This window comes from Paraburkholderia kirstenboschensis (assembly GCF_904848585.1).
GTDB lineage: Bacteria > Pseudomonadota > Gammaproteobacteria > Burkholderiales > Burkholderiaceae > Paraburkholderia > Paraburkholderia kirstenboschensis.
The window spans coordinates 408,251-435,222 of the sequence record NZ_CAJHCR010000004.1; the positions used below are offsets into that span (position 1 = coordinate 408,251).

General features: G+C 61.8%; 6 protein-coding genes and 1 pseudogene. 3 read left to right on the forward strand and 4 right to left on the reverse strand.

The genetic code is table 11. The annotated features are described in order from the left end of the window. The first annotated feature begins 4 nt into the window (after positions 1-4). The 3 genes and pseudogenes from JMY24_RS14615 to JMY24_RS14625 all read left to right on the forward strand — a co-directional run. A complete protein-coding gene (locus JMY24_RS14615; RefSeq protein ID WP_201702297.1) occupies positions 5-3,547 on the forward strand; it encodes a serine protease in 3,543 nt (1,180 codons plus the stop codon). 764 nt (positions 3,548-4,311) lie between these two features. After that, a complete protein-coding gene (locus tag JMY24_RS38360) occupies positions 4,312-4,467 on the forward strand; it encodes a transposase (RefSeq protein ID WP_236597402.1) in 156 nt (51 codons plus the stop codon). Between the two features lie 454 nt (positions 4,468-4,921). Beyond that, positions 4,922-6,070, forward strand: a pseudogene (locus tag JMY24_RS14625) (IS110 family RNA-guided transposase); the annotation flags it as partial. 917 nt (positions 6,071-6,987) lie between these two features. Here JMY24_RS14625 and JMY24_RS14630 read toward each other — a convergent pair. From JMY24_RS14630 to JMY24_RS14645, 4 genes are all read right to left on the reverse strand, one after another. Then, complete coding sequence (locus JMY24_RS14630; protein WP_128594099.1) at positions 6,988-7,230, reverse strand: hypothetical protein; 243 nt, start codon at positions 7,228-7,230, stop codon at positions 6,988-6,990. Positions 7,231-7,951: 721 nt separating this feature from the next. Beyond that, positions 7,952-8,449 carry a hypothetical protein gene (locus tag JMY24_RS14635; RefSeq protein WP_201702298.1) on the reverse strand — a complete coding sequence of 166 codons (498 nt, stop codon included), beginning with the start codon at positions 8,447-8,449 and terminating at the stop codon, positions 7,952-7,954. Positions 8,450-9,274: 825 nt separating this feature from the next. Then, positions 9,275-15,559, reverse strand: a complete 6,285-nt coding sequence (locus JMY24_RS14640; protein WP_201702300.1) for a serine/threonine-protein kinase — start codon at positions 15,557-15,559, stop codon at positions 9,275-9,277. Next, the gene (locus tag JMY24_RS14645) at positions 15,556-26,895 is read right to left on the reverse strand and encodes a hypothetical protein (RefSeq protein ID WP_201702302.1); all 11,340 of its coding nucleotides are present in this window, start codon (positions 26,893-26,895) and stop codon (positions 15,556-15,558) included. The genes JMY24_RS14640 and JMY24_RS14645 overlap by 4 nt, the downstream gene beginning before the upstream one ends. Positions 26,896-26,972: the final 77 nt, after the last annotated feature.

A 26,972-nucleotide genomic window follows, 5' to 3' on the forward strand; every position in this document is an offset into this window, starting at 1 on the left:
TCGTATGTTCGACGACGAAGCCATTAAACGAGCCACAGCGTCTGTATTTGACCGCGATGGCTTCTGCGGAACGGCGTGGCTCGGCGCTCCCGGGTTCGCTATTACCGCCGCGCACGTGGTAGCGGACCTCGCCGCGCGAAAACCGAAGGCGATGACTTTCAAGTTGCTGTTTTTCGATACCCCGGTGAGTGGATCATTGAACGCGACCAACATTGACTACTTCCATGATGTCGCCGTCCTCTCAATTGCCCAAGAGGGCCTTCTCGCCGACGTTCATCCCATCCCCATCGCGGCGAGCACCGAAGTCCGCGCTGGGCAAGACTGGACAGCGTATGGTCCGGCTGATGGCCATCCGAGAGGCTTATGGCTTAGAGAACAGATCATTAGTCTGGCCGGATGGACCGAAGACGGCGCGCCCGCCATTCAACTGGTCACAAGACAGGCGGCGGCGGAACATCTGAGGGGAATGTCTGGCGCACCGGTGCTTGTCAACGGCGCGGCCATCGCCATCCTTAGGGAGTTTCCTGTGCGGATGCCAGGGGAGCACGTGTTGCTCGCTTCCAGACTAGACGCCGCCGCGCGAAGCCTTCCGACGCTTGCTGGGCTCATCGACGCAGGCAACCGATCGCGCAAGCAGCAGTCTGCGAGCACGTTCGACGGGTATTGCAGGCGGGTCATTAGAAAGTGGGACGAAATTGCCTATCAAGGGATGTTCGCTTTCGACACCCCCCGCTCATCTTTTCCGCCGCTCGAAACGATTTACGTTCGCCAGCCATTCCGTCGGGAGATGACGCCGTCACGGGCGCCGCGCGGCACCGTGGTATGCGATTCCGAGAACACCAGCATCGAATCTAGCTTGCAACACCATCGCAACATACTAGTGCAGGGAGACGCTGGTTCGGGGAAAACCTCGATGCTGCGTCACGTTTGTATTCAATTGGCAAGCGACTGGGTCGTGCAGATGCAGCATCGCTTTCTGCCGGTTTATGTAAGCGCGCAGAGCTTGGTTGTAGCGAATCGAGGTGGCAGCCTCGAAGACCGCATACGGGACGCTGTGGCGATCGATATCGGCATGTCGATGGAGCGCGATTTTTTCCGCCAGGCGCTTCCGGAAGGTGCATCGTGGCTGCTGATAATCGATGGTCTCGATGAAATCGTGCGGTCCGATCAGCGCCGGCTTCTCATTGACCAGATTATGCTGGAGGCCAATGACCAAGCAGAAGCCAAGCATCTTCTTGTCAGTTCGCGACCCATCGTTGACCTGCACACCAGCCTCGGGGAGGAACAGTTCTCTCGTTTCACGCTCGTTCCGTTCGATCGCACTCAGGCGTTGAACCTCGTCGACCGATGGTTCGCCTTTTTTGATCGTGCACCCAGTACGTCGGCTGGTTTTCTCCGAATGATCGACGAATCCGCGCTCAAAGGCATACTTGAGACCCCGGTTCTGCTCACGATGGCGCTCTTGTCGTATCTTGGCGGGCAAGTAAATGGATATTGCACTCGAGTGGAGCTATACGACCGCTTCATCGAAGGAACGCTGGACGCTGCGCGCATGCGGACTGGCCTGAATAACGTCTCCTCCGCCTGGGCCGAACTGTTCGGTAGCGAGGGAGAGAGAGCCGCGCTCACCTTGCAAAGGGGTCGCAGGGAGTTGCTGCGGGAACTGGCCATGCACCAGCAGTTCCAGGGAAACGACCGCACAATCGGAATGCGGAAGCTATTCGACATCTGTGTCGCCAGGGGATGGTTCGCGGCATCTCTTTGCGACGGGTTCGAGAAGCGAAGGATTATCAATTCCTTGCTTCCCGAGGCGCTGCTCCAGTCCGGCCTAGTGCGCCTAACTCCCGATTCATTGCAATTCACACACAATACGATCCGGGAGTTCCTGTGCGCAGAGCTTCTCGTGAGACAACACCCCATCGAGTCGGAAGTCGCTCAGAACGTCCTCAACCAGTGGGGCGACGCTCGCTGGCGCGAAGTTGTCCTCTCGAGCCTAAGCATCTGGAGTAGCGAAAAAAAAGCTCGTTCCTCGGTCATGTTTTTTTTCGACCGTCTGATGAGCCTTAGCCGCCTGGGCACGGACTTCGTAGCATGTGCCATCGCGGAGGGCGTACAGGTTGAGCCCGAACAGCGCAGCGAGCTTGTCGCGCGATTGATCGAAACTTTCAGCCGCTGGAATCCCTGTGTGCAGTCTCTTATGACCTTTCGAACACCCGACCCAGTCCCGGTCCTTCGACAATTGGTCAAAGAAAAAGAATGCCGCAAACAGTTCCTCGAGCTGCTCGCCGAAGGAGCATCCAACTGCCCCCGATCCCTCGGCAGGCTTCTGAATCTTGCCTTTGAATTTATGTCGGCGGACGAGTTGGAGGCATTCGCAACACATGCGAGACATGTCTGGATGCGCGCGGACTCCTTTCGTTTACTTGCGCTGAAAGGCGACCCCTCGTCTTCCGTATCACTGTTGTCCGCCGTCGTGCGCGATCGGGGCTGCCCGCTGAACGCCCGGCGAAAGGCGCTGGTCGCGCTTTGCGATTTGAACGACGGTGCGGAGGCGATCCGCGTTTTGCGAGCAAGCAAGATTGATCCGTTGCTGCGTGTAACGGCATACATCATCCAATTCGAGCGCTCGGCGGAGAGACACTATCTTGCGAGGGCTACCGATCTATGGAAGACAGCAGTCGACGGTCGCACCGAAGCGCGCGAGATAGCCGATCTTGGTGCTCACCTTTGCGCCAATTTGCTAACGCGCAACGACATAGCGGATCGCGCGAGGGAAGTCTGTGGTGCGTCGAACCATGTCGCCGAAATCTTCGGTGCGCTGGTAAAAAGGACGCAAGTCATTTCGTTGGCGAGAAGGTTCCTTTGCGGGATCGCTGACGATGCTTTAAGTCCGATTGAGATCCGCTTTGCGGCGGCGTCCGCACTAGCTTCAGTGGGATACGTCGAAGACGTTCGCGGAACACTTAGCGATCTTGCGAGAGACACCTCGCTGTCGTCCGAAAAGCGAGTCGAAGTCGCGGAGTACATGGCGAGAGCCGGCGAACGCGGTCCATTAACCGACCTCATGTCGGATGCAAGCGTGGACGATTGGCACAAGGCAAGAGCCGCGATCTCGCTTGCCATGACCGGAGATGCCGCTAAGGCGCATGAGAGGCTGTCGGAATCCGTGCGCAACGTCGACATGCCACATGCTCAGAGAGTTGAGATCGCGGCCGCCTTGGTACAACTTGGCGATCACGAGCTCGGCCTGGACGTGCTGAGAAAATTCTCCGCCGACCAGAAACGATGCAAACGCGTGATAAGAATTCTCTTCGATCTGGGGCGGCCCGAGGAGATTGAACGCATCCTGGTTGACTTGCAGAACGGTGATGACTTGGAGTTTGGCGTGGAGGCGCTCACCGAACTCGGCGCGTTTGCGAGCTTGCAGCGCCTTCTGCCGCGTATGCCTGTGCAGTTCGTGAAAGATCGCATCGAAGAAGTGCTTTATAAGAGCAGCACGGAAAAGGCAAATCAGGCCTCGTTAGAACGTCTGTTCGCTGACCCATAGCGCCTCCCGCCCGCCAAGCCGTTGAAATTGATACTCATGAGCCGAAGTCACGCTTGTCGGTTCCGGTTGGGAGCGGTTTTCTGTCCCTTTGGGATAAATCCGTCTTACTGGGGATATGACTTCCAGTGACTTTTAAGTCACTGCAGCCTGACTTTTCGCCCCTGCTTGTAGCGCAGCGAATCGCAGGCGGCGCGGAAGAATTTTTCGATCGGAAACCGTCCGGCTCTTGTGCATGGAGAGGAGACGCTCGAGCCGGTAGCCGCTGAACGGCGGTAAGGGGGTCGTTCGCGGCCCCTCGCTGTCGCGGGTAACGGTTGTCGGTGTACAGAACAACAATTTCGAGGATCAGGGGCGGCGCAACGCGAAGACGTTGATGAGCATCCTCGGCTCTGACGCCATCGCGCCGTGTTGAAAAAGTCGCTGGTCGTCTATTTCATGAGGTTTTCAGGGGTCTTCTTACCCTTGGAGGAACGTACCTCGCTGCTTAATCGCACGCGCGGACTGCTGGCTGAATTGGGGTGGTGATTGCACGTTCAGCCGATCGCTATCTGGGCGCGTTGCCTACGCTGATCGAAGACGCCAGAATGCCTGACCCGGTGCGTGCCATGTTGCTTGAGGTGCGCGAATAACTGGTCGCGCTGAACCTGAGGCTTGCTCGCTGCGACCAGCAGATCGCCACTCACGCCAGAAACAGCGATGTCGCCAAACGCGCCGGCGAACTGCTTGGCGTCGGTCCGGTAACATCGAGTGCGCTGGCCGCCACGGTGCCCGATGTGAAGGCCTTCAGGAATGGGTGGCAGTTCGGCGCATGGCTCGGCCTGACACCACAGCAGCACAGCTCAGGTGGCAAGACCAGGCTGGGACATATCAGCCTGCGCGGCAACGTCTATCTGCGCACGCTGCTTTTTCAGGGCGCCTGAAGTACGTTGCAGTCGGCGTTGCGTGCGGACCCCACGCACGCAAGCGGGCTACAACGGTGGATCAGACAGCTCCACGAACGCAAGGGCTATCACAAGACGTTGATTGCGATTGCCAACAAGCATGTCCGGATATTGTGGGCGATGCTCGCGAAGGACGAACATTATGACGCCGATGTGTGGCAACGCCATCCGATGCATCCGCCGTTCCCATCCGCCACAGCATGACCCGGTTAGCCTGAAACTCAACTACTGCTCGACGCGATAACAAGACGAGGTCGGACCGAACGGGAGAAGAACCCGACGATTCTGTGATCCTGTTGGCGAGTCAGCACCGCATGGGGGCCTGGTAGCTCATGCCTGTTCGCCGGTTTTCAAATAGATCCTATGCATCAGGAAATCTGCCGACGCTGATCGATAAAATCAGTCGATCGAACCCTGCTACAAGGAGAGCATCATGCGCACGGATCAGACATTCACGACGGCTCGTGAGGAATTGGTGCTGGCGGTGTCACTCGAGCTGGCTTCGGTAAAGTGGAAGGTCGCGCTTCACGACGGCCGGCGCAAGAAGCCGGCGGTGCACACGGTGGCCCAACCGCATGCCGCAGCGCGCCTGCAGGCCGTGCTGAGCCTGATCGAGGCGCAAAAGGGGAAGTGGTCGTTGCCGGAGGGTGTGCGCGGTGTCGTGATCTACGAGGCCGGCCAGGACGCGTTCTGGATCTCTCGCGCGCTGCAGGCGCGACACCTCGAGTGCTACGTCGTCGATTCGGCCAGCATTCCGGTCGAACGCCACAAGCGGCGCGCGAAGACCGACCGGCTCGATGCCATCAAGCTGGTGATCAACCTGCGTGCGTGGCTGCGCGGCGAGCGTGACCGGATGCACGTGGTTCACGTGCCGTCGCCGCAGGACGAAGCGTCGCGTCAGCTGATGCGCGATCGCGGGCAACTGCAGAAGGAAGTGCTGCAGCACCGCGACCGCATGCGCAAACTTCTGGCCACGCTCGGTTGCTGGGACGAGGTCGATCACAAGGCCTTCGCCGGTCGGCTCACTCGTGATGAGGTGCGGTGTCACGACGGCTCCGCGCTGCTGCGCGAGCTGCGTGAGCGACTGCTGCGCGAGTGCGAACGGCTGGCGTTAGCCCAGCAGCAACTCGCGGCGCTGGAGAAGACGCGGCATGCAAGCCTGCCTGCTCCCGCACGTGAGCGGATCGATCGGTTACAGCGGCTGAAGGCGATCGGGCCGATCGGCGCGTCGCGCCTCGCACTCGAACTGTTCTGGCGGGAGTTCCACAACCGGCGCCAGGTGGGCGCGTGTGTAGGGCTGGTGCCGCAGCCCTTCGACAGCGAAGAGAGCCAGGTGGACCAGGGCATCAGCAAGCAAGGCAACCGACGGGTGCGTGCCCTGCTCATCGAGATGGCGTGGTCCTGGCTGCGCTACCAACCCGGCAGTGCGCTGACACATTGGTTCAACCAGCGCACGCAGGGCACCGGACCAAATCGCCGAGCGCGGCGCATTGCAATCGTCGCGGTGGCGCGGCGCCTCGCAGTTGCGGTGTGGCGCTATCTGAAGGACGGGTTAGTACCCGAAGGCGCACAGCTTAAGTCAGTCAGAGCGAGCAAGATATTACAACAACGCGATCATGCAAGGTTCCGAAACTCGAAGCATTGGCGGTTTGAAGTGACCATGCCCGTGAGAACCCTAGGTTACCAACATAGCCGATTTTATAGATGGGTCATGCTCCTGGAAAAATTCCAGCGTAACGCGCATACAGGATGAGGCTGGCCAGGCGCCAGCGGATAGAAGGTAGTGAGACGTTGGAGTCTTACGCGCGCGATGACCGGCTTCATACCAGGGACCTGGATCGGATTGCAGCAATGGTTGACGGCGGTGGACCTCCGCAGAATGCGCTCGTATGTTGGCGAGCGCTATAACTCACGCTCGCCAACATAGGCCAGCATATCGCCTCTTCGCAGCGTCAAGGGTGCGCTGCGCCAGGCTTCGCCTGCCCTTGACCCGGCTACGTGGCGTCCGCGCGGAGACCGAGATGGACTGGGCCGATAGTTCGTGACGCAGTATGTGAAAGGCCTTGACAACTTCCTTCTCATAGAAGGGTTCTCCCGTGCGGCTCATATCGTGGCCCGCCCGATACATCTCGGGCAACAAGGCCGTTTGCAAAGAGGCAGTCTGTTCCTGGTATTGCTTCGGAGCGCGAGCCTCAGCTGAGAAAGGAGATGTGTTATGGCTGCCCAACCAACTGGACCACCAGCACGTTGGCGTCGTGCATTTGCCGGCGCCAACCAATCTCACGCCGATCTTGACTTTCGGAGGAAGTCCTTGCAAACAGTATCGGCCGTGAAGCGTCATTCGCACGCACCGTTTTCCGGACGTTCAGACGTCGTATCCCCTTTGCACGTGGCCATTCAATTCGCCGACGGTGAACGTTGCGTCATTGGCCGAAACGGTCAGTCCGAGCGACACCAACCGTAGATTTGAGTAGCGAGTCCGGCCTCACTCGCGTCAGTTTATTTCGTCGGGGGCACGGCTAGCGAACACGTTGCTTGTCCGAGCACGGCGTTACCTGGTAGCTTGTCATCCACAACGGTCACCACAAGAACGTATTGGCTAAAGGCGAATGGATTTGGTTGCGGCGTATCGACGACGAGCCTAGATGTCCCGGCATAGGCTTTAATGCTTCCGTCTGGAAAGTCCACGTTGTTTACTGTCAGGGTGCCTGCAGAGCCACCAGAGGAGTTGATGAATTGCACGTCAAAATTCTCCGCCGAAGGGCGGTCGGGTATGCCGGCGCCGGTTTCGTCCCTGATGCGCACATATAGAATGGAATGGTTTGGAAACTATCGTTGGTGTCCAACGTCGCAGCAGCGGTAACCGTAAGACCTTCGGAGAGGAATACTGGCGGTCCTCATCCTGTCCCGAAGATCGGACTCGGTCTTGTCGGCATGGTGACACCTCCTTTGCATGGGATGGCTAGGCGGGTGCAGCGAACGGATTTTCTAGGCGAGGAAACCACGACGTCGCCAATGGACGGTAGGTCACGCCCTTTAGCCGGTCAAGAAACACTCTCGTTGGGCTACACCATCACGCCAAAAGCTGTACTGGCTGTTATGGGAACTCTTCAAAGACAATCCACGTTACACCCGGCTGCAATTCACCCGTCCGCGCCAATCCGGGCTTGCGCTCAGCGAAAATACACGAAAACCTCCGCGCGGCGAGCTTCGTGTCAATCGCAACTCTCAATCAGCTGAAGCGCGCCGGATTATGCCGTCTTGCAGCGCGTCAGTATCTGGTCACTCGCCATGCGTCGCGAATTCGTGCGACTGTCAGGATGGAAGCGGCTCAGCTCGGGCCATGAAGGGACATTCGTCCGGTCCGCGAATCGGACATTGAGATGGCCGTACCGCTCGCCAAACAGTCACTTGTGGTGAGTGCGCCACGAGGCGTGTGAAAAGCTTGACGACAACTCAGTTGTCACTTGTTGAAGTCGCATTTTTGCTCCACCTGGGCGATGACGCCGGTTAATTGAGCGACAGTGTTATCGAAATTTTTCTGCTGAGCATCTGCATCGGCTCGGCGCTCTTGCCAGTTCAGATAGCCAGGTCCCTTGTCTTTCGAATTCCCGAATGATGCTGCGTCGGCGGGATTGTCATACTTGTTTGCGTAAGCTGTTGCGTCGAGCCGCATTTGCGAAAGAGTCGAACTCTGCTCGGCCATGACCGTTCGAATCTGGGTTACCTCGCCGAAAAGTGATCGACAGATCGCAGGCACGGTCTGCGTTGGTTCGGAGGTCAGACTTATCTTGTAAAGGTTGAGGGAGGTCTTGTTCCCGATCAGCCCCAGGACGACAAAGGCCAAGATCACGACGATTGCGACTATGCCGCACGAATTCTTTTTGAGAAATTGCCATAGGGTTTTTTTCTCTTTTTTGGAATCCTTGTTATTAACCTTTGAATCTTCGCTTTCCGCCATGGAATCCTCCTGTCGGTTGGTTGACCCTGCGAAGATCTCTGTCGCGCCAGGCGAGTATGCGCACCGGTTGCGATTAAACATATGATCCGGACACGACAAGCGCAACCATAATTTACTCTTTTGATGAGCAGGGCTTGATAAGTAAAGGCTTGCGGAGTATGGAAATGCGCGGGTTTGAGGGCACGCTGACGTAGGGCGCCAGACTTGCGACTGGCGCCACAGTTTTGCGACTGTGGGACGGAGTGAGTGCTCCACCTACTGAGAGATGTGTAGCGTAGGCCGCCAGAGTAATCGCGACTGCCGCCGCAGTTGTGCCACTGAGAGACAAGGTTGGTATGACGGGACTACATTGTCTGGTAGCGTCAGCATCTACCGTGCGGAGGCCGAATCGCTGTCGTTGGCCGACTCCAACATCGCGACATCGAAACGGCGCTCAGCATCACCCAGCGGACGTCAGTGAACGGGCGACAATTGGCCGTCGGCGGTCTTCCTGTCCTACCAAATCCATGTTCCGGCGACTGGGCCATCGTTCCAAAAACGATCAACCAGGATCCGGTTCCCATGTTGACTCGCAAAAAGCTCCGGGTGCCTGTGCGCATGTATCTATTCGGGGTTTCAAGTATTCGTCGAATGACATAGGACAGCGGCCCGCAAAGGTATTTCGCATCATCGCCGTAGTACGTTGTGAGCTTTTCCATGCTAGCCACCGTCAGCGATGTACAGCCAGCCGAAGCAGTGTCGTATTCGACGCTGCGTCTATGGACACGTCTTCTATCAACGATGCCGGTCACCGCCCAGGACATAGCCGCTCAAGCATTGTCGATCCTACGGCGATGTTGACGGTGTGATAGCGCCGCACGCGCCGTCACGATTGAATAGCCACGCGCGCGCGGGTGCGGACTCTTGTTTTGGAAGTGCCAGGCTCAACGCGTAGGCAGTGCTGTAGAGCATGAACGCGTCGTGCTCAAGACGAATGCTTTGAGGGCCGGCGAGGTCGCCGAAGCCAATCACCCGACCGCCGTGCACGGCCAACACTCGTTCAGGCTGCTCAAGCGCTGTGCCTCTTTGCCAATCCACAGCAAAGGCGACAATGTAACGCATTTCGCCACCCGAGCGAATGAGCAGCACCAATAAGGGACCAGCCTCCAAGCCCTCCTTAAGCAGCCAGTGGCGCGACGCGTTGCGGTCCTTGCGAGTCAGCTGTAGCAGGCGGCCCAAATCAGCGCCAGGAGCCATGCTGTAGCGACCCGGATTGGTGGATGCCTCCTCGTGCAAAGGCCGGTCCATCATCGATTGCCACGGGCCTAGCCGAACCGCGCGAATCTGTTCAGCCGCGTTCCATGTGTCGCGCGCTCGCGCGCTGGCGTCGATCTCTTCCACGCTAGACACTTCGGCAGGATCCAATGAGTCTCGCGATCCACGCCCTTGATCGCCCGCCGCCACCGCCCATGCCAGCTCAGCCCCTTCGGATACCAATGCACCGACCTCATGTGGAAAGGCGCCGCACAAGAGTGGCTCCAGCAGGCGCAGCGACAAGTCGCGTGTCCCCTCGGTGCTGTCCGGATCGTCGGCCTGTTGTGCAGCCACGCCCAGCACTAATTTCCAGTTGTCCTGCGGGTCAGCTCCAAACGGTATGAGGCGATGAACCGTGTCGCGTGGTGTCACCACGGTCACCTCGATGCCCTTGTCTGCAAGAGGCGTGGGAACGGCACCCAGCGAACGCGCCGTGGTCACTTCTTGCAGCACCCACTCAACGCCGTCTACAAGGGCCTTGGCGCGCTCAGTGATACCCAAAGCCACCGCGTTGCCAGCCGCGGCATTGCCGGCCCGGGCCGAACGCAAACCTAGTTCTACGCCGGGACCAGTCTCCGCGCCCTCGCCGCGCAGGGCCCAGCGCGTGAGGACCATGTCGCCAGGACGGAGTACCGCGGCGCAGACATCCACCAGCGCCGGACTGACAATTTGCGCCGAGGCGCCGGCTAGCGGCGAAACCAGTGGCAGCACCCTGCGAAGGCGCGCGTCCGACTGCACCGATTCCGCAAACATGATTCGCTGCCGTTTCGACAGTGCCGCACCGATAGACGAGAGGGGCGCCAAGCGGCCCGCGTTGTCGACGATATGGTTCAGCGCGAGGCGGAAGCGAAGCGCCGGCTCGCCTTCCGCTATCAGCGGCTGAGCGTCAACAACTTCCAACACACCATCTTGGTCAGTGCGCGCGGTCAGCACCTGCGACGCCATTGCAGGCGCCTCCGCTGGCCTCATCAGTTCGATCAGCGCGGAGTAGCGTGGTTGGTGGGCGCCTGACAGCAGTGGCGGCGCCGATGCTTCATCGTCGACCGCAGTCACGACAAAACTGCGGGGCACCGGACCGCTCAGCGTTGGTCGGCCATGTGCCATCACCAGCGCGCTCGAGCGCAACGAGCGGCGCAGCAGTTCGCGGGTACCCCATGTCAGCAGCGCTGTGCGTTCGGCATCCGGGGCGCCGTCTTTGCCATTGATTGCGGCATCGGTGACCAAGGCGTGCGCCACTTCCCGCAGGCCGCCTTGCACTGCCGCATCGGGCACATACAGTGTGGCTGGAATGGCACTCTCCATAACTGGATAAACCCCTCTCTTCAACACTCCGACGTAATATGGCGTCGCGAGCACGCCCACACCTGCGCTCAGCAGGCCGCTGTCCAGCCAACCCACCGCCTGAGCGACCGCGCTCCATTCCGGCAGCGTTTCGCCATCCCCCGGCAAGCCCACGCCCGTAGCGAATTCTGCCGCAGTTTGAGATTCGCATAACCGTGCGATGGTATGGGCATTGAGAGCGTGCGCCAGTGCCCGGCGTTCCTGCCAGCGACTGGCCGGCGCACAAGACTCGTCCACTGGTGGCGAGATCAACGGAAACCACTCCAACTTCGGCAATTGCGGCAGTGGCACCCTCAGCACCGAGCGCCCCTGCCCCGTGCGCAGCGGCAAGCGCAGCAACAGTCCGCGGACATGCCCGTTGCCGCTCGCGGCACCATGACAAGCGCTTAGTGCCTCGTCGCACTCATACAGGACCTGGGGCACAACTTGCGGCGCATCAGCTTCAGCGTCAGTCAGGCGCAACAGAATCACGTCGTTGGCAACCATACCCACCTTGCCATCGTGAAACTTCACTAGACGGATCGCCTGCGGGACCTGAAACGAGAAAACGGGAGTTGCTGCGGTGCCGATGTGCAAGCGATGTTCCACCATCGCGTGCAGCACGTCGCCTGCAACGCTCCCGTCGGCGTCCAGCGGCACCCCGTCGAAGAAGCAGTGCACGCAGTCGCGCATCGTCATCGGAGCAGCCGCTCGTTGCTGGAACTCGAACTCGTAATCGTTGTCAAGCACCAGGTGGCCGCTCAATGTGCGCGTCACCGTCGCCGGAGCCCCTTCCCAATGCCTGCTGCACCAGTCGGCAAGGCCGTTGACACGTATCCGACTGACCTCGTCCAGTGACCCGAAACAGGCCTCAGGCTTTGCAAGCAGGTCGGTCCAGCTATATGCCAGTCTGAGTTGAGTCGCTTGGTCGGGGTCACCGTTTCGGCATTCAAGACAGCCTGCCATCTGCTTGCCACCAGTACACTTCCCCAGCACAAGCCAGCGCTGCGCGCCAGCTTGTGCCTGCTCCAGTTCCAGAGCACGCCCGCTCACATCGGTGAAACTGATCGCGCCCGCCTTGCCGACGCCAAGTTCGAGCACCAACTCTCCTGCCGGTCCACTCTTCCAACTCAAGCTTGGCTCGCCGCTTGGCGAGGCTACGATGCGCCAGCCCGCGCTCTGCTGCGCGTTGGCGCAGAAACGGTAGTGCAGAATGAAATGCGCCTCCAGCCCTGTCGAGGCTTCGACCTCGATCTTAGCGGCGAGGGCCTTGCAGACGCCATCTTCAAAGTAATAATTCAGCTCGACCTCTTTGCACGGCAGCACCACTTCGCCGAGGCTGGTGTGCAAGCTGATGCGGTTGACCTTCACGACCATTCGCGGTCCGTCAGCCACAAGCGTGCCGCTGACGCTTGCTACGCTGGGATCTGCGCTTGGCACCTTTTCCATGCGCCATTCGAACAAGGGATTTGCGCCGAGCGCCAAGCCCCATCCGTGAATGCCTATCTGCCAATCCAGCAATATCGCACCGGAGGCGTCAATCGGCGGCAGGAACCGATCGCCGGCCGGTGCGCCCAACCGCACCTTCACTGCAGCCGCACTGGTGCTGATGGACAGCAATTCATCAGCCAGCAGCACGAAAGGCCCCCACATCGGCGTGCTGCCCGCATGGTTTTGTAGCGGACCACTTAGGTCCCAACTCCCGCTCCATTCCGGGGCAGCTGGATCAAGGTCGGCCAGGCAAAGGATCAGTTCAATGACGCCGAGAGCGCCACCGTCGACCGTGCAGAGGCGTTGCTGGGTCAACAAGCGCCGGGGGTCGGATGGCCCTTCCCCGATACTCGTGATCGTGCGCACACCATCGGCAAACGGCGTCCAGTTCCTGCCGACGCCATCGCGAAACGTGCGGCATGCGTCATCGATCCAGAGTGACTGGCCGAAGTTGCGCAGCAGCTTGCCGGTTCCCATGACGCGCGTCAGATAAGACCTGTTGCCCGCGCTGCCCGTCACCACCGCGACCGGCCCGCTGAACCCATCATCGCGGCTGCCGATGCGCAGCGGCAGTTGCTCGCCGTCGTCCGCGCCGCCGGTGGCCTGCATGGACAGATGCGGGTCGGCGCCCCCGAGCGCCAGCTCCAATTTAGAAACGGTCACCGTTTGCGGCGCGGCCAGCCAGCCGCGCACTTGGTATACGGTGCTGCTCTCTATCTTCACGGCGATTGCGTCGATGGCGAGATCGTCCACGGGCCGCACCGCAGCAAGCGACTGCGAAGCGAGTGTGCTGCCGAGCGTTCCGTCGAGCATGGCACGCAGGTAGCCATCGGCCAGTATCGGCGGGGCATGTCGGTAGGTGTAGCGCGATTCGACGGGGTCTAGGGTTAGCCCGGTCACATTGGGATGAAAAAATTCGCCAGCCAGCGGCTTCCAGCCGTTGGCCAAATGCGTCGGTAATGGGTAGCGCGGGGCGGCCAGCCGTGGCAGGCCGGACGTGCCCAACACTAGCTGCAAGGGTTCTCCGGTGGCGTGCACGAGCGGCACCAGCGCACGGGCTGGATCGAGCAGCGGCCCCCCCAACGCCTGGCCGCCAGCGGGTATGGTCTGCACAAGATAAGCGTCCTGAAAAGCCGACCACAGCACGGTAGAGCGTACTGCCGTTGCAGGCAGCACGAACTCGGGCTTACTCCCATGACGGATATCCAGCGACCATCCGCCTGGCGCGGCCACCCCGGCACGGCCTACCCAGAGGGCTGGGAAGATCATCGAAGCCAACGCCAGGGCGAGCTTGCTGTCGGCATCGGCACGGCTGGCAGGGGCCGAAGCCAGAGCATCGATGAACGGCCTCCCCAGCGATGGCAGAGTCAATGCGTTCTGGCGCGCGCCACCGGCGCAAACCCACCAGCCCGGTGTGCGCCAGACCAAGATGGCGTCATAGAGATACAGTTGGACCTCGTGGCGGTCGATGCGCAGAACCACATGCGGCTCGGCTTGGTTGGCGCCGCCTGACACCCACGCCGTCAGTCCGGCCGGGCCACCTAATGCTTCCAGCGGCAAGCCGCCACGAAAGACCTTGCTACTGTCGGCCGCGGCGGCCAGCAGCGCCTGCGCAGGACGCGCTTCATTCCGGTCCAACGGTAGCGCCTCGGCTTCGAGCTGCAGGCAGCCTTCTTCGAGCATCAGCCAGACGGGCTGAACCTCTGCTGGCGTATTGACGTTGGGTGACCCGCCCATTGCGGGTGGATCGATGCCAGCAGCACCTGCTAGAGCATCACCACACAGCATGCCCGTGGCCGCCAAGGTCAGCTGCGTGTGCACGGGCTGCTGGTCATGCGCCCATTTCAATGACAGATTGGGTGTCTGCAAATCTGACTTGCCGGCTGTGCGCAGCGTCAGGCGCACTATGTCGAACTGCGCTGCCGAGGGCGCCGGCACTGCGCCGGACAGCCACAATGCGGAGCGGGCAGTGCGCGCGGTCATTACCGAATTGCGCTCACGAGCGTCCCAGACGAATTGCGCGGTCATCGCCGTGCCCGTTACATCACACACCAAGCCACCATGTTCAAGCTTCAAAGCCGCACCGTCACCAGAGACCCACAGCTGACACACCAGCTCCGCGCACACCGGCTGCACGGCACCTGACGCGGCTGCCATGCGCTCCAAACGCACCCCGGTCGCCGCGTGCTGGAAGCATTGATCGATGAACGGCTGGCAATCCGGCGTCATGAGGCGCCAGCGGAGCATGGCCCAGCGCGGCTCCGTGCCTGGCCACGCCTCCGGATCGGGTGCATCGGCGCGCAAGCCCTCCACCAATGCCTCGAGATTGGGCTTGGCGCGCGCCGACGCTGGCACGAGTCGATTCCACGCGTGCGTGCCCGTCCTCTCGCTGTCCGGTATCGTCTTCCAAGCGGCGTCGCCATCGGCCGCATCTGGCTGATGACGGGGCAGCAGCAGCACGTCGCGTCGGTCCGGGGCCCGCCACTCGAGCGCACCCTCCAAGGCCAGTCCGAGCGGGGTGAACCAGTAGTCCAAATCCTGGCCGGTGTGCGGCAAGCTGGGCCAGAAAGCGACCAGCGCCGATGCGCCGCCATGCGCCGCGCGCAAGGCCTCGAACATTGGCGCAAAGGCGCACCGCAAAATGCCGACCACAACCTGGTAGCGCAGTGGACTGGTACTGGTGCGGCGCAGCACAGCATCGCCCGACACCTTCACCTTGACGGTCGTTTCCACCACCGGGCGTTCGTGCGGCCATAACACCCCGTTGCTGAAGTCGGGTGCATACAGCGTCAGTCGGCACTCACGGGCGTTAAGCGAGACGCGTACCAGCGTGGCGCTGCCGTCTGCACTGGTTAGGTTCTGAAAGTCGCCGTCCTCTAGGAGAGCCTGCAACTCATGGCGCGCGGCGAACAGATAGCCGCAATTGGTATTTTGCCCCCACTTGTTATAGGTCAGCGGACAGAAACCGGTCACATCGTTGGTGCGGACCGACAAGGTAGTGGTCATGGGATTTCCCCTTCGCTGCGGTATTGCACACCGTCACGTTGCACCTCTATGCTCAAGGTCCATTCGGCGGTATCCCGGCCCAGCGCCGTACGCAACCAGCCCAGTTCCACGGGGGCCAGACTGAGCGCGCCCGCGATCCCGATTCGGCCCCGGTGTTCCTCTTCGGTGAGTTGAACCAGCTTGGCCTCCACTTGCTGTGTGCCGTCGTCCGGACCGACGAGCACACGCGCAGCAACCCCCGCGTCCCGGTGCCCCAATTGCACGAGTTCAACACGAAGCGGCGGCCCGTCAAGCGCCCCGCCGGCGACAACAAGCCTGTATTGCGCGCGCACGTCCGGAAGCTGCAGCACGGGCACTTCCAGGTCCGTCCCCTCCCCGGTGGCACGCACCTGCCACACTTGGTCGCGCGCGATCCAGTGCGCCCGTACCTGCGGCCGGAGGGCGTCCGCGCCACGCACCAGCGCGAATTCAAAGAGCAAGGTCTCACCATCATCCGCCAGCAGCCAGCGCAGCTGCGGGGTCGGATAAGACAGGCCTGCGCGCTCAGTGAACATGGCCTCGACCATCGCAGGGACCGTTTCGAGCGCGCCGGTTTCGGCCGAGTGCCGCACGCCCGCTTGCGTCACAACTTGCACGCCATACGCGTAGAAGGGCGGAAGATCCGGGTAACGGTACGCGTCGTAGCCGTGGTTGATGATTGCAGGGGTTGCGTCGTCGACCAGCGTCCAGTCCGACATTGGGGGCACACTTTGCTCCTCACCGGCCGCCCAGGATCCGCGGTAAGCGTCAACATTGAAGTCTGCGGCGACCGCGCCCATCACCGCTTCCCACCCGCCACTGGCCGGCGCCGCCACGGCGCGCTGCAAGCGCACCTTCTGCTCAATGAACTGCACCCGGGCTGCCAGGTCACTTCGGTACAGCGCCAGCCGCTGGGCCGAGTGGACGGCCACCAGCGCGGTCAGCGCTCCCGTGTCTGGATCAGGCGTCATCGCCCAGCGCTCCGCTTCCAGCGCCTGAGTGCGGAAGACCGGCACCTCGTGCACATAACTGGCTGGCATGGTGCGCACTGCGCGTGGCGCCACGATGTCATAGCGACGCACCACTTCCACTGCCACCTCGAGCTCGCGCGCATAGCCGTTCTCCATGTTATGGAAGACGTGCACCTGGCCGCCCAGCACAGGCAGCACAGACGGGAACTGCGCCTTCGGACCCTGCTCTGCGGCAGCGTTGGAGTGTTCGCCCCGTTGCGCATTGTGTTGCGTCGCCGGAACCTTCGCCAGCTCCCACATGCGCGCGAGAAGACACGGTGGATGGTCTTTGTCCGAGCGGGTGACCAAGCCGTCAATCCGCTCCACGAGGGCTTCGACATACTCAATCCACGCATGCGGAATTTCCGCTGAGCTCAGCACACCGGACTTGGCAGGCGGTGCGACCAGCCGTAAAGCTGCGGCAAGCTGGCTTGCTGCCTCGGTCAGGCATTGCGCGACGTCCTGCGACACCGCAATGGCGAGCAATTCATCCAGCATAGTGCGCGCAAACACGCGCACCCCGTACAGTGTCAGCGACTGCTTGTCGGGGCGCTCACCGGGCTGCAGGTGAGAGAACGTCACAGCGAGCACCGACGCCGCATGCGCCGACAGAGTGTGTTCCCAGGTCTCAATGCCGAAGCGGTCATCGTCGCTTGCGACCCATACTGTGACGCATCCACCCAGCGCCTCCAGCAAGCGCCATCCGTAGATATCACTCGCAGCCACATTGCGCGCAAGCAACTCCGCCAATCGGTCGCCATCGGCCGAGACGGCGGGCCACATCGGTTCGTCTGCGTGACAGCAAGCCTTGTAGACGCCGCTCCTCTCAAGATCATTGGTCAGCGCGACGAGCGACGCATGCAGTGCGACTTTGTTGCCGCCGTCAAGCGCACGCACGCCGAAGCCCTCCTGAACAGCGGGAATCGATGACGGAGATGCCGCGGGCAAACGTAGCCGGTCGCCTTCTAACCGCCAGTTGGGTTGGCCGGGCGGCCCCCCCGCAAGCTGGCGCACCGTGACGGCCGTCGGCGTGGCGCGGTACAAAGCTTCAGGCTCCACCAGGAAATCGGCCAGTGCGCTGCCGCGTCGTTCCGGGTCCGCATCGAAGCGATCCAATGTCCAGACCCGGTAGCCGACCACCGCGCCGTAACGATCGGCTATGTCTCGGGTGTGGTTGATTATGCCGCGCAGACGCAGACCGATGTCCTCAGGCCGTCCACCCGCCACGAACGGCTGGGCCGCGACCTCGGCTCGGAAACTGGACGTCGCTCGCGGCAGCCATTCGGGTTGACGTTCCACTGCGGCGGCCAGCGGCAAGCGCTCCAATGCCGCCACTTCTGTGCCCTCGGTCACCTCTGCATTCGGCTCCCTGACCACTGTGACCAGAGTGGTGTCGCGCATCAGCGCGATCCGGCAGCGCAGCAGTGCGGTTGCCAGTTCCGGCGGCAGCGTGGCCCCCCCCGCGTCGCCCTTCAGGCGTACATGTAGTTCGGCCGCGTTGCCACCGGCGCCCAGCACGCGGTCCCAGTCTGCCTGTTCGCTGGCGACGCGGATGTCGAGCCGCGCGCGGCAGGTCAGAGTAACCGTTTTGTGTTCCGTGGTCTTCTCTTCCGCGCTCGGAGCCACCGGCCCCTTGGTCCGCTCAACCCTCCACACCAAGGGCTTGAGCCGGTCGGTGACGGTGTCCAGATCGGTGATGCTCAGTTGCCGCAACTGGTTGGTATCCGGCAATGCGATCCCGGACGCCTTGTCCTCCTCGGACCAAAACACCGAGACCTGACCGTCGTGCCCCTGTCCATAGCGGCCCAGCACACCGGCGTCAACCCGATAACGGAACACTTCGATTCGGCTAGCCAGCCTCTCCAGATCGGTGCGCGTCGCCTTCCAGGCGCGCTCTGGCGTGGCGCGCGTGTCCACATCGACGTGCAGCAGCAGTTCGAGCCGATAAGGCGCCAGTGCCGCAACGGTGGCATCAGGCGCCTCCGGCGGCAAGCGCAACACTGCCTGCGCATGGACCAGCGAGAACAGGCTCGACGCGGCGCGGTAGTCGACCGGGATAGTCGTGCTGGCGACCACCGTGTCGCCTTTACCATCGTCGGCGAGAGCCTCTACTAAGTACACCGGCTGAGCAGTCCCAGTCAGTGGCAGATTGCTGTCATGAAACTGGAACTGTGGGCGCACGCAGTACGTTTTCCCACCGCGAACATATTTGCGCCAGATCGGAATCACATGCATCTTGTCCGACGCCGGCAGGCCGGAACGATCGTCTTTCAGGCGTTGGACCCGGAATGCGGCGATGCCCATGTGGTTGGCTGGCCCTTCATCTGTGGTCACGCCTTGCGCGCTGGTGCGCAACACCGACCAAACCAGACCAATCTCGCCCTTGCCTTCGAAGTAATAGCCCGGTTCGATCTGAAAGCGGGCGCGACGTGTGGCATCGCAGGACCAGTCCGCGGCGGTGGTCGCGTGGCTAAACATGATCGGTTGCGGTTTTTCCGAATCGATAATGGCGGCCAAGCCCTGTGACGCGAGCTGCGCTTCGAGCTGCTTGGACCAGGCAAACGACAGTACCAGGCCAAGGCGCGACGCCAGAAGGTGTGGACTGTAATTCTTGTCGTGCGGCGCCGGACCAGACACTGGATGGCCCGGCCGCACACTGGCGTCCCGCGCCATGTTGAGCAACTGCATCAGCAATTCACCGCTGCTGGTAGTGCCCGCCGCTGCCACGGGACCGTTGAGTTCCGTCTCGTCTGCCCGACGCACATGATCGTCGTAGGTCGGCGTGTTGTCTGAGCCATAGCGCTTGCGAAAGCGTGTCGAACGACGTTTCGGATCGGCCAGCACAGCCGGGTCGTCAAAGTCTCCAGCGACCGGTTGGACGGTGCGCGGATCTACGACTTCCTCCGGCACTTCCGCACTCTCGACAGCGATGTTGGCGAGTAGGTCGCCCGCATAAAGGGCGCGCGGAGCATCGGGCTGTTGTCGTGCCAGCCAATCATGCGAAAGCAGCACATCGTCGGCCGCCTCCACCAAGGTAAGCTCTACCGGCCCGCCAGTCACCGGCGGTGGCGGGCTGGCATCGTGACCGACCACGCCCTGGAACGCATCGGCCGCGGCTGCGTTGAGCCACAGCGTATGGGTTCGCGGCACAAAGGGCACCGGGCTGCCATCGGTTGGGGCGGCCTGCGGCGGATAGCCGATCGCGTCCAAGTCGCCCTCGGCGTCGGGAAATAGGACCACCCGCAGTTCGTCTGTGCCGACTGGCATTGCGTAGCAGCGCCAGCGCGTCGGGGCCGCGGCCGCCCGCGGCGTCACCGGCACCGACGAGGCGGGCGCTAGCGACGCATCGATTGTGGGCATCGCGGTATGCGCGAGCAGTCGTGCGGCGGCGCTGCGCGTTCCAGCCTTGATCAACTCTTCAATCGGGGGCACCAGAGCGGTAATGGCGCTACGAGCCTCGTCGACCCGTCCTTCTGACGACCCGATGTGCACGCGCGCGCCGATGCCAAAGCCCGCGACTTGAATGTGCACCTCGACGCTGCCATTGAAACCCAACCCCGAGGGGACGATCGCCGTCTGTAAAACAGCGGTCGCCGTGATCCCGAGCGTGACGCTGACATCGAACAGGGTTACGGTGAAACTGAAGCCCCATCCGCTGATGCTGATGCGCTTGTAGACTCGGGCCGCGATCTCCAACAGTGCACTTAGCATTACATCTGCCAGCACATAGTACTGTCCTGAGTTGGTGACGGCACCTGCGAAAGTCGCCTGTAATTGGAAGCGCGCCACTGCCGAGAGCGACACGTTTGCAAAGCCCATGTCCTGCGAGAAGCTGCCGCCGATCTCGGCCTGCACTGCGAGGTTAAGTCCGACCACCTGAGTGCCTCGGTAGTACCCAAAGCGAAAACCCGCTTCAGCCCAGCCCCGGGCGGGCCCGAGCTGCATTTCGAACCGGGCATTGCGTGGCCAGCCGACTTCGATCAGGGCGCCGCGTGGATCGGCATACATCGATACGCACAGGCGCACGGCATCCAACGCGCTCTGCAGCATCCTCATCATTGGATTGAGGTTTGCCGTGTCGCCGAATTTCGAGTTCGGCAAGGTCATGAAACGACCGTAGAGGACCTGTTCGCGCGGCGACAGCGCCAACGCGCCCTTGATGGCCGGATGTGCAATGTACGCGTCGTTTCCCGTATTATCTGGCGAGGTCACAAACCAGCCGTTGAGGCCGACGATGATGTCCAAGTTGTCGTCGATCGCCAGCACGGCGGACGCGGCTAGCGGATGGTCGACATCGGGCTTGAGCAAGCCGAAGGTAACCAACATGTAGGCCACCAGTACATATTCGGGCCGCTGGCCGGGTACGAGCGCTTGCCAGGAACTCAGGTGTGCCGGATATGGCAAACCGCGCGGGTCTTTCAGCGTGCGTTCGACGCGAGCGGCGATCGTTAGCGCGCTGGGTTGCCCGGGTTCGTCCGAGAACCCGCGAAGGCCCTGACGAATGCCGACACCGATGCCCACCTTGCGCAGGAAGAACCCATAGCCGAGCGAATCGTTGCGCTCCGTCGATGCGTACACCGCGATCGACGGCTTGGCAGGATCGTCTTTCAGGCGCGTCAGTTTGAGCAAGGCCTGGGTTGCTGGAAGGGCTTCGCTGCGCAGTTCCACTTCGCCACCGAAACCGTATTCGTAGGCGTCGTCGAATTCGGTGATACGTCCCTTGAACGAAAAGCCACCATTCATGCCGATGTCCACGCCGATCGAGGAGATCGCGATCTTCGGGATCAGCGAGTCGGCGCGCGACTGACGGATAGTGATGTCACCAAGCGTGAGCGCAACGCGCATTTTAGGGAGGCGCTGCTTAAACGTGATGTCGCCCAGCAGGCGCAGGCCCATGAACGCTTGCAGGTCGCCCGGGCGCTGCAACACGAAGCCGCGCCAAGTGACGGCGAACATGCTGGCCACATCGAAGGTACGCGGCGTGACCATGACCGTGATCGGCGACTCGCCCAAATGCGCCAGGTCCATGTTCTCGAAGTGCACACTGGTGCCATCAAACAGGGACCGGTACTCTCCCAATCGGCCCAGCATCGGTCCCTCAGGCGAGAACTTTATGCTGCCGGTGAGCCCGCCCTTGACCTGCCACTGCCTATCCGACCCGTAGCTCAGACTCAGGTTGATGCTTGCCACGATCACCTGCAGGTACAGAGCGCGCAAGTGGAAGGTCTTGGCCACGCCAACATCCAGCTCCGCCATAATGGTCAGGCCGCCGCTGTTCTGCACGACCCGCATCGTTAGCACGCCTTCAGCGTCGTCGAACACCTTGAGTCGCACCTTGGCCTGCAGACTGGCCGAGACCAACCGCCCGCGCACGATGCGGAATTCGCCGATGCCGTCCTTGGGCTCCTGCACCGCCAGTTCTTTGTCCAGCACCGGCAGGTCGAGCGCAACCACATCCTTGCTCACCTTCGCGGCAAGCGTCAGTCCGCCGCTGCCCAGGGCGAATTCGCTGATGTCAAATTTGATGCCACCACTGGCCGGCACGGCAAGCACCGGATGCTCGTTCTCTTCGGGGATGACCAAGCGGAAACAGCTGCCAGGGTCGCTGCCATCGAGTGTCAGCATCGCTTCTACCTTGGACGGCAGCGTGAGTTTGGCGATACTGCCCAGTTCAAGTGGCGTTGCACCGACGTCCATGTCGAGCTTGATGCGGCTTAGGCCGCAGGCAAAACTGTCGCCGCGCAGTTGCAGGTAGTCTTGCACATCCACGGCGCAACGGGCATTCAGCGTGGCTTCGCCCCGCATACTGGACACCGTGATGAGCACGGGCAGGGTCAGTTGCAGATGGTCGGCTTGCCGGGCGATGACGGGCGATTGGACAGCCGACAGGAAAGCGCCAACCGAGTCGGCGGCACCTTCCAGCCACTGCCCCGCGATGTCTAGCAGGCGGCAGCTTGGCTTTGTGTGGTGTGCGGCAGCGCCGCTCTCGAACAGCCAGGCTGGAATCCGCGGACGCGCCAGGTCCGACAGATCGATGCCCGGGCGCGCCGCCAATGGCGCCTTGGCGACGGCAGGGGCGCCAAAGCGCGCCAGCAGAATGTCGAAAGGAGGAACGTGGGCGCCCGCGTCCTTGCCTTCAGTGGGGACGATGCGGGCGGCGTCGTGGGTTGCGCCGGGTAACGCCGCCAGCTCCAGCGCCAGATAGGCACCGAAGCTGTCGGGGTAGGTCACCAGCGCACTACCACTCATCAGATCGGCCTCAAAGCCGAGCGGCGCACCTTCAGTCTCTAGGCGCAGACTGGCAACCGGCGAACCCAGACCAACGCTCAGGGTGGTCGCGCGCACGCTGAATCGGGCGGTGACGGCCCCGTTGCACAGGCCAAGTCCCAGCTCAATCAGAGCGTTGCTGTCCACCCGGAGCGGCAGAGCCCCGGTGTCGCCAAGATCGGCCAACGGAAAGCGCCATACCAGCTCTTTGCCGCCCGCAACATTGGCGATCGAGATGCCGCTGATCTCGACTACCTTGCGCGACCATTCCAGTGGCTTGTGCAGCCATGGCCCGGCCAGGCGCAGGCCGAGGCTCAAAGCGAATGTGCCCTCGGATGGCACAGTCACCGATGCCAGCAAGGTGAGCGACAGCCCCTCGGCCAGATCGCCCATCCAACTGCTGACGTCTGCCTCAATCGTGAAGGGCTCGGCGACGTCCAGCGCAGCGAAATCCAGCAGTTCCTCCACACCGTCGCGGGCCCAATAGGTCCCAATCTGGACCGTTTCGGCGGGGCCTTGGGACAGTCGCACCAGCGCTGGCTCGGGCAGCATAAGAGGCACCGCCTTGAGTTCGGCTCCAACCTTCAGCACTGGCACGACGCCGCCAACCCAGAACTGGCCCGCGCCTGGCAGCGCTGCCAGCCTATGCATGGCGACGTCCCCTTCCGCGATGAGAGCAGGTGCAGGCGCCGCCAACAGGCCAAGTCCAACCTCAGCCGCAGGCTGGCGCAGCAGCACGGCCTGGTAGTCGATCTGGGGGACGGGCGGCGCCGCGCTGTCCAGCCCTTCCAGATCCATCACCTCGCTTAGTTGGTCGACGTAGACACGGGTGGCAAGTGGCGGCAGAGGTCTGAGCTTCTCCAGCGTTAGACGGATGTTCTGCTCCTTAATGGCTGGTACCAGCGCCTGCCACACAAATGCATACTCCTGCTCCGCGGTCCAATTCCGGAAATCCTTGCGCACCACATCCGCATCGAACCAAGCCTTGGCTGCCTTAGCGGTCGGACCCGTGTCACGTTGCAGCGCCTGCGCCAGTCCCCCACTGTCGAGATAACGCCAGCAAGCCAGCATGGCGATCGACTCTGCACTTTGGAACAGTTGATGGGCGAGTGGCAGTTGCTTGCCGAAGACAGGTTTGAGCCCCGTGAGCGGCAGAGTCAAGGCCGCGCGCACACCCATGCGCCACAGGTCGTACACAGCGCGGCGCGCCTGCTCCGAGTCCTGAAACATCTCACGCAGCCGGTAGAGCGAAGGCCAGTTGAGCATCGCTACCGTGATCTGTGCGCTGGAAGAAGCTTTCATCGGTGCGGGCGCATTCCAGATATGCGGTGCGCAGCGCAGCGACAACCCGTCGAGCGGGCCCGGCCCCGGCAGCGGTTGGCCTTCTTTGGGCGTGACGGCGCCACGCGCAACCTCGGGCCAGCCCTGGCGCAGAAATGTCGCGCTTGCGCCAACCGACTGCGGGACCCAGGCGTCAAAACCAAGGTCGCGCATCACATTGAACGGTCCGCCGTACCAGCCATCTTGGTCGGGTGTCCGTTCGGCGTGACGCCAGGCCAGAAACTCTACCATCAAGCCCCATTCGCTCGGCGGGACCGACCCGCCACCACTCAGCGGAAAGTACTGGCGCAAACCTGCCAGGGTGAGGGTCCAGCCTTTGATACCTGGCTCGACTCGAAACTGGTCGACGTGGGAGACGCCAGCGCCCTTGCCGAGCGCCTGCTCAAAAGCGCTGAAGGTCTTCTGCTGAAGGGGTAGGAGGAATGCGCCGAAATTTCCCGGGTCGCGTACCGCAAAGCGGTCGCCCTCGCTCGCGATCTTTCCGCCGGCGCCGACTGTTGCGAACACCTCTCCACTCTCGCCGCTCGAGGGCAGGCCGCTGCGCCAGTCGAAGACGTAGAGGGTGCTGCCAGTTGCTGCGCCGTCCAGCGCCCACAGGGCAGCCGCGGGCGTCGGCGCGGTCGTCGTAGTCCCACAGCGCAGCGCACTTGCCACTCGTCCGCGACGCATTTCGCCGACGTGGCGTCGCGCCCAGAACTGCGTTCTATCCCCGTGCAAGCGGCGCTCCAATGCCTGTGCGTTGTCCGCCAGCTGGCCATCGACCAGCACATGGGAAGCTGTGCGTATCGCCAACGATTCCCGCACGCGCTGTGCACTCAGCACTTCCATGCCGACCTTCCCGAATGTGGCGGGCAGCAGCACCTGTGTGCCGAGTGCGTCGAAGTCTTGCTTGGCCCCGATCACGGGGTAGCGCATCGGAACGGCCGGGTGGCCGTCGCCTGCGAAGTCAAGATCGTGATCAAGGCTTGCCACAGGATCACGAAATTCCGCCCGGCCATCGGCCTGCACCTTCCAGAACGGCGAGGTCCAGGGAAGCCACGACAGTCGCGGCGGTTGAGGATCCGACGGATCGGCCTGCCCGTTGCCCTCCAGATGCGACTGACGCAATCGCGACCCGAAGCCGTTCTTAGATGTCGCAGGCCATGCTGGCAACTCGTGCAGATTCGAGTTGGGGATGCTGTCCATCCAATGGCCATCCTGCTGCTCGATGGATCCCGTGAAGAAGTCCTGGCAGAAGCGGTACTCGAAATCCTGCTGGAGTTCGGCTTCAGACATTCCAGGATTCCTCTTCTCAGCAGCGTCCCATGCTCGCCCGATGGCCGGCATTACGTACCTCGCCAACATCGTATTTGGGAGGAAGATGTGCAATCGGACGACGATGGCCATCGCAAGTTCGCTGGTGAGAACCTGACCCAGCGCGCTTCGGTTGCCGAGCTTGGATGGCAATTGGCCAGACATATCTGTGAGAGGCAGCCACGCCAGATTGCGCAGTCGATGAATGGCGAGTTTCCACAGCGCTATGCGCAACGCGGGAAGCGTGCGCAACAGCATCGTGGCCCTGTAATGAAAGTGTGGCTTGCGCAGGAACTCCATGTCAGCTGCACTATCCACGACGCCTGACCCAATGCTGACCGAGCCGGTCACTCGGGCTCCATCATTGCAGCCTGCGCCAGAGCCTGCGTCGTAGCGCGCCCCCCAGCCCCCGTCATCGGCCCAGTGCTTCTCCTGATACTTGACCTCTGCCTTTGCCTGTGTCGGATCGGCCTTGAAGGCCGACAAGCCCGCATTAGCAAATCTGCTAGCCAGCTCAGGATCGAACCGTTCCAGCCAGATCAGCAGGCCTCCGAGCTCGGAGGCCAACGCCTTGTTGCCCTTGGAAGTAAGCGTGTAGTGGAACAACGGTACGGACAGATTGACGTCGTCATACCCTTGCAAACGGTCGAAGAAGCCGTTGCATTCGACCTGACTCAGGCCGCGGATCACTCGGTAGAGACTGCGCCATTGGTCATCCGCGCGGATGCGTGCAGCATCCGGCCCAAGCAGATCGGGCAGAAATTCGCACCCTCTCCAAGGTTGAACAGCAACGCCTTCCGTTTGCAGATACGGCAGGATCTGCATGAACGAGCGGCGCTCGAACAGCCACTTCTCTTCAAACATGCCCGCGGGGGGAACGTAGCCCGAAGCGGCGCGATAGGCCGGATCGTCGTTGGCAATCGCGAACATTCCCGAGAAATCGCGTGCAAAAAAGAAGCGGTCCCGGTCGGCGTTCGTGATGGTCCACACGTTTTCGCGATCGCACTCGCCGGCTGGATCATGCTCATCGGGAAAGTTGGACGGTGCGTCGACGCGATCAATCAGGACGGGGCACACGTAAGCGCCGTGCGGATCTGCGGGATCATTCCAGCGGTCCAGGCATGCATCCCATCGGCTGTTCCATGCCTCTCCCAGACGCAGTCCCGCTGTTAATGTCTGCAGATCGATGCATACCTGCTGGCTTGCCGCGCGTTGCACAACGCCATCTGGGCCTTTATGCGCGAGCCACTTTGCGTGCATGGAATAGAGCTGGAACTCATACTCCGCGTAGCGCAACTCCTCGTCCTTGTGAGAGGTGGGAGACACGAAACAATCGAACCCGCAATTTAACAGCCGCCGAGCGCGATCGGCTTGGCGGGATGGACTGGCCCACAACGCTTCACTCATAAAGGCGCCTCCGTAAGTTCATGAAGTGGATGGCCTGAGCTACCGATCGAACCTCATCTGGACATCAGTACGGCTAC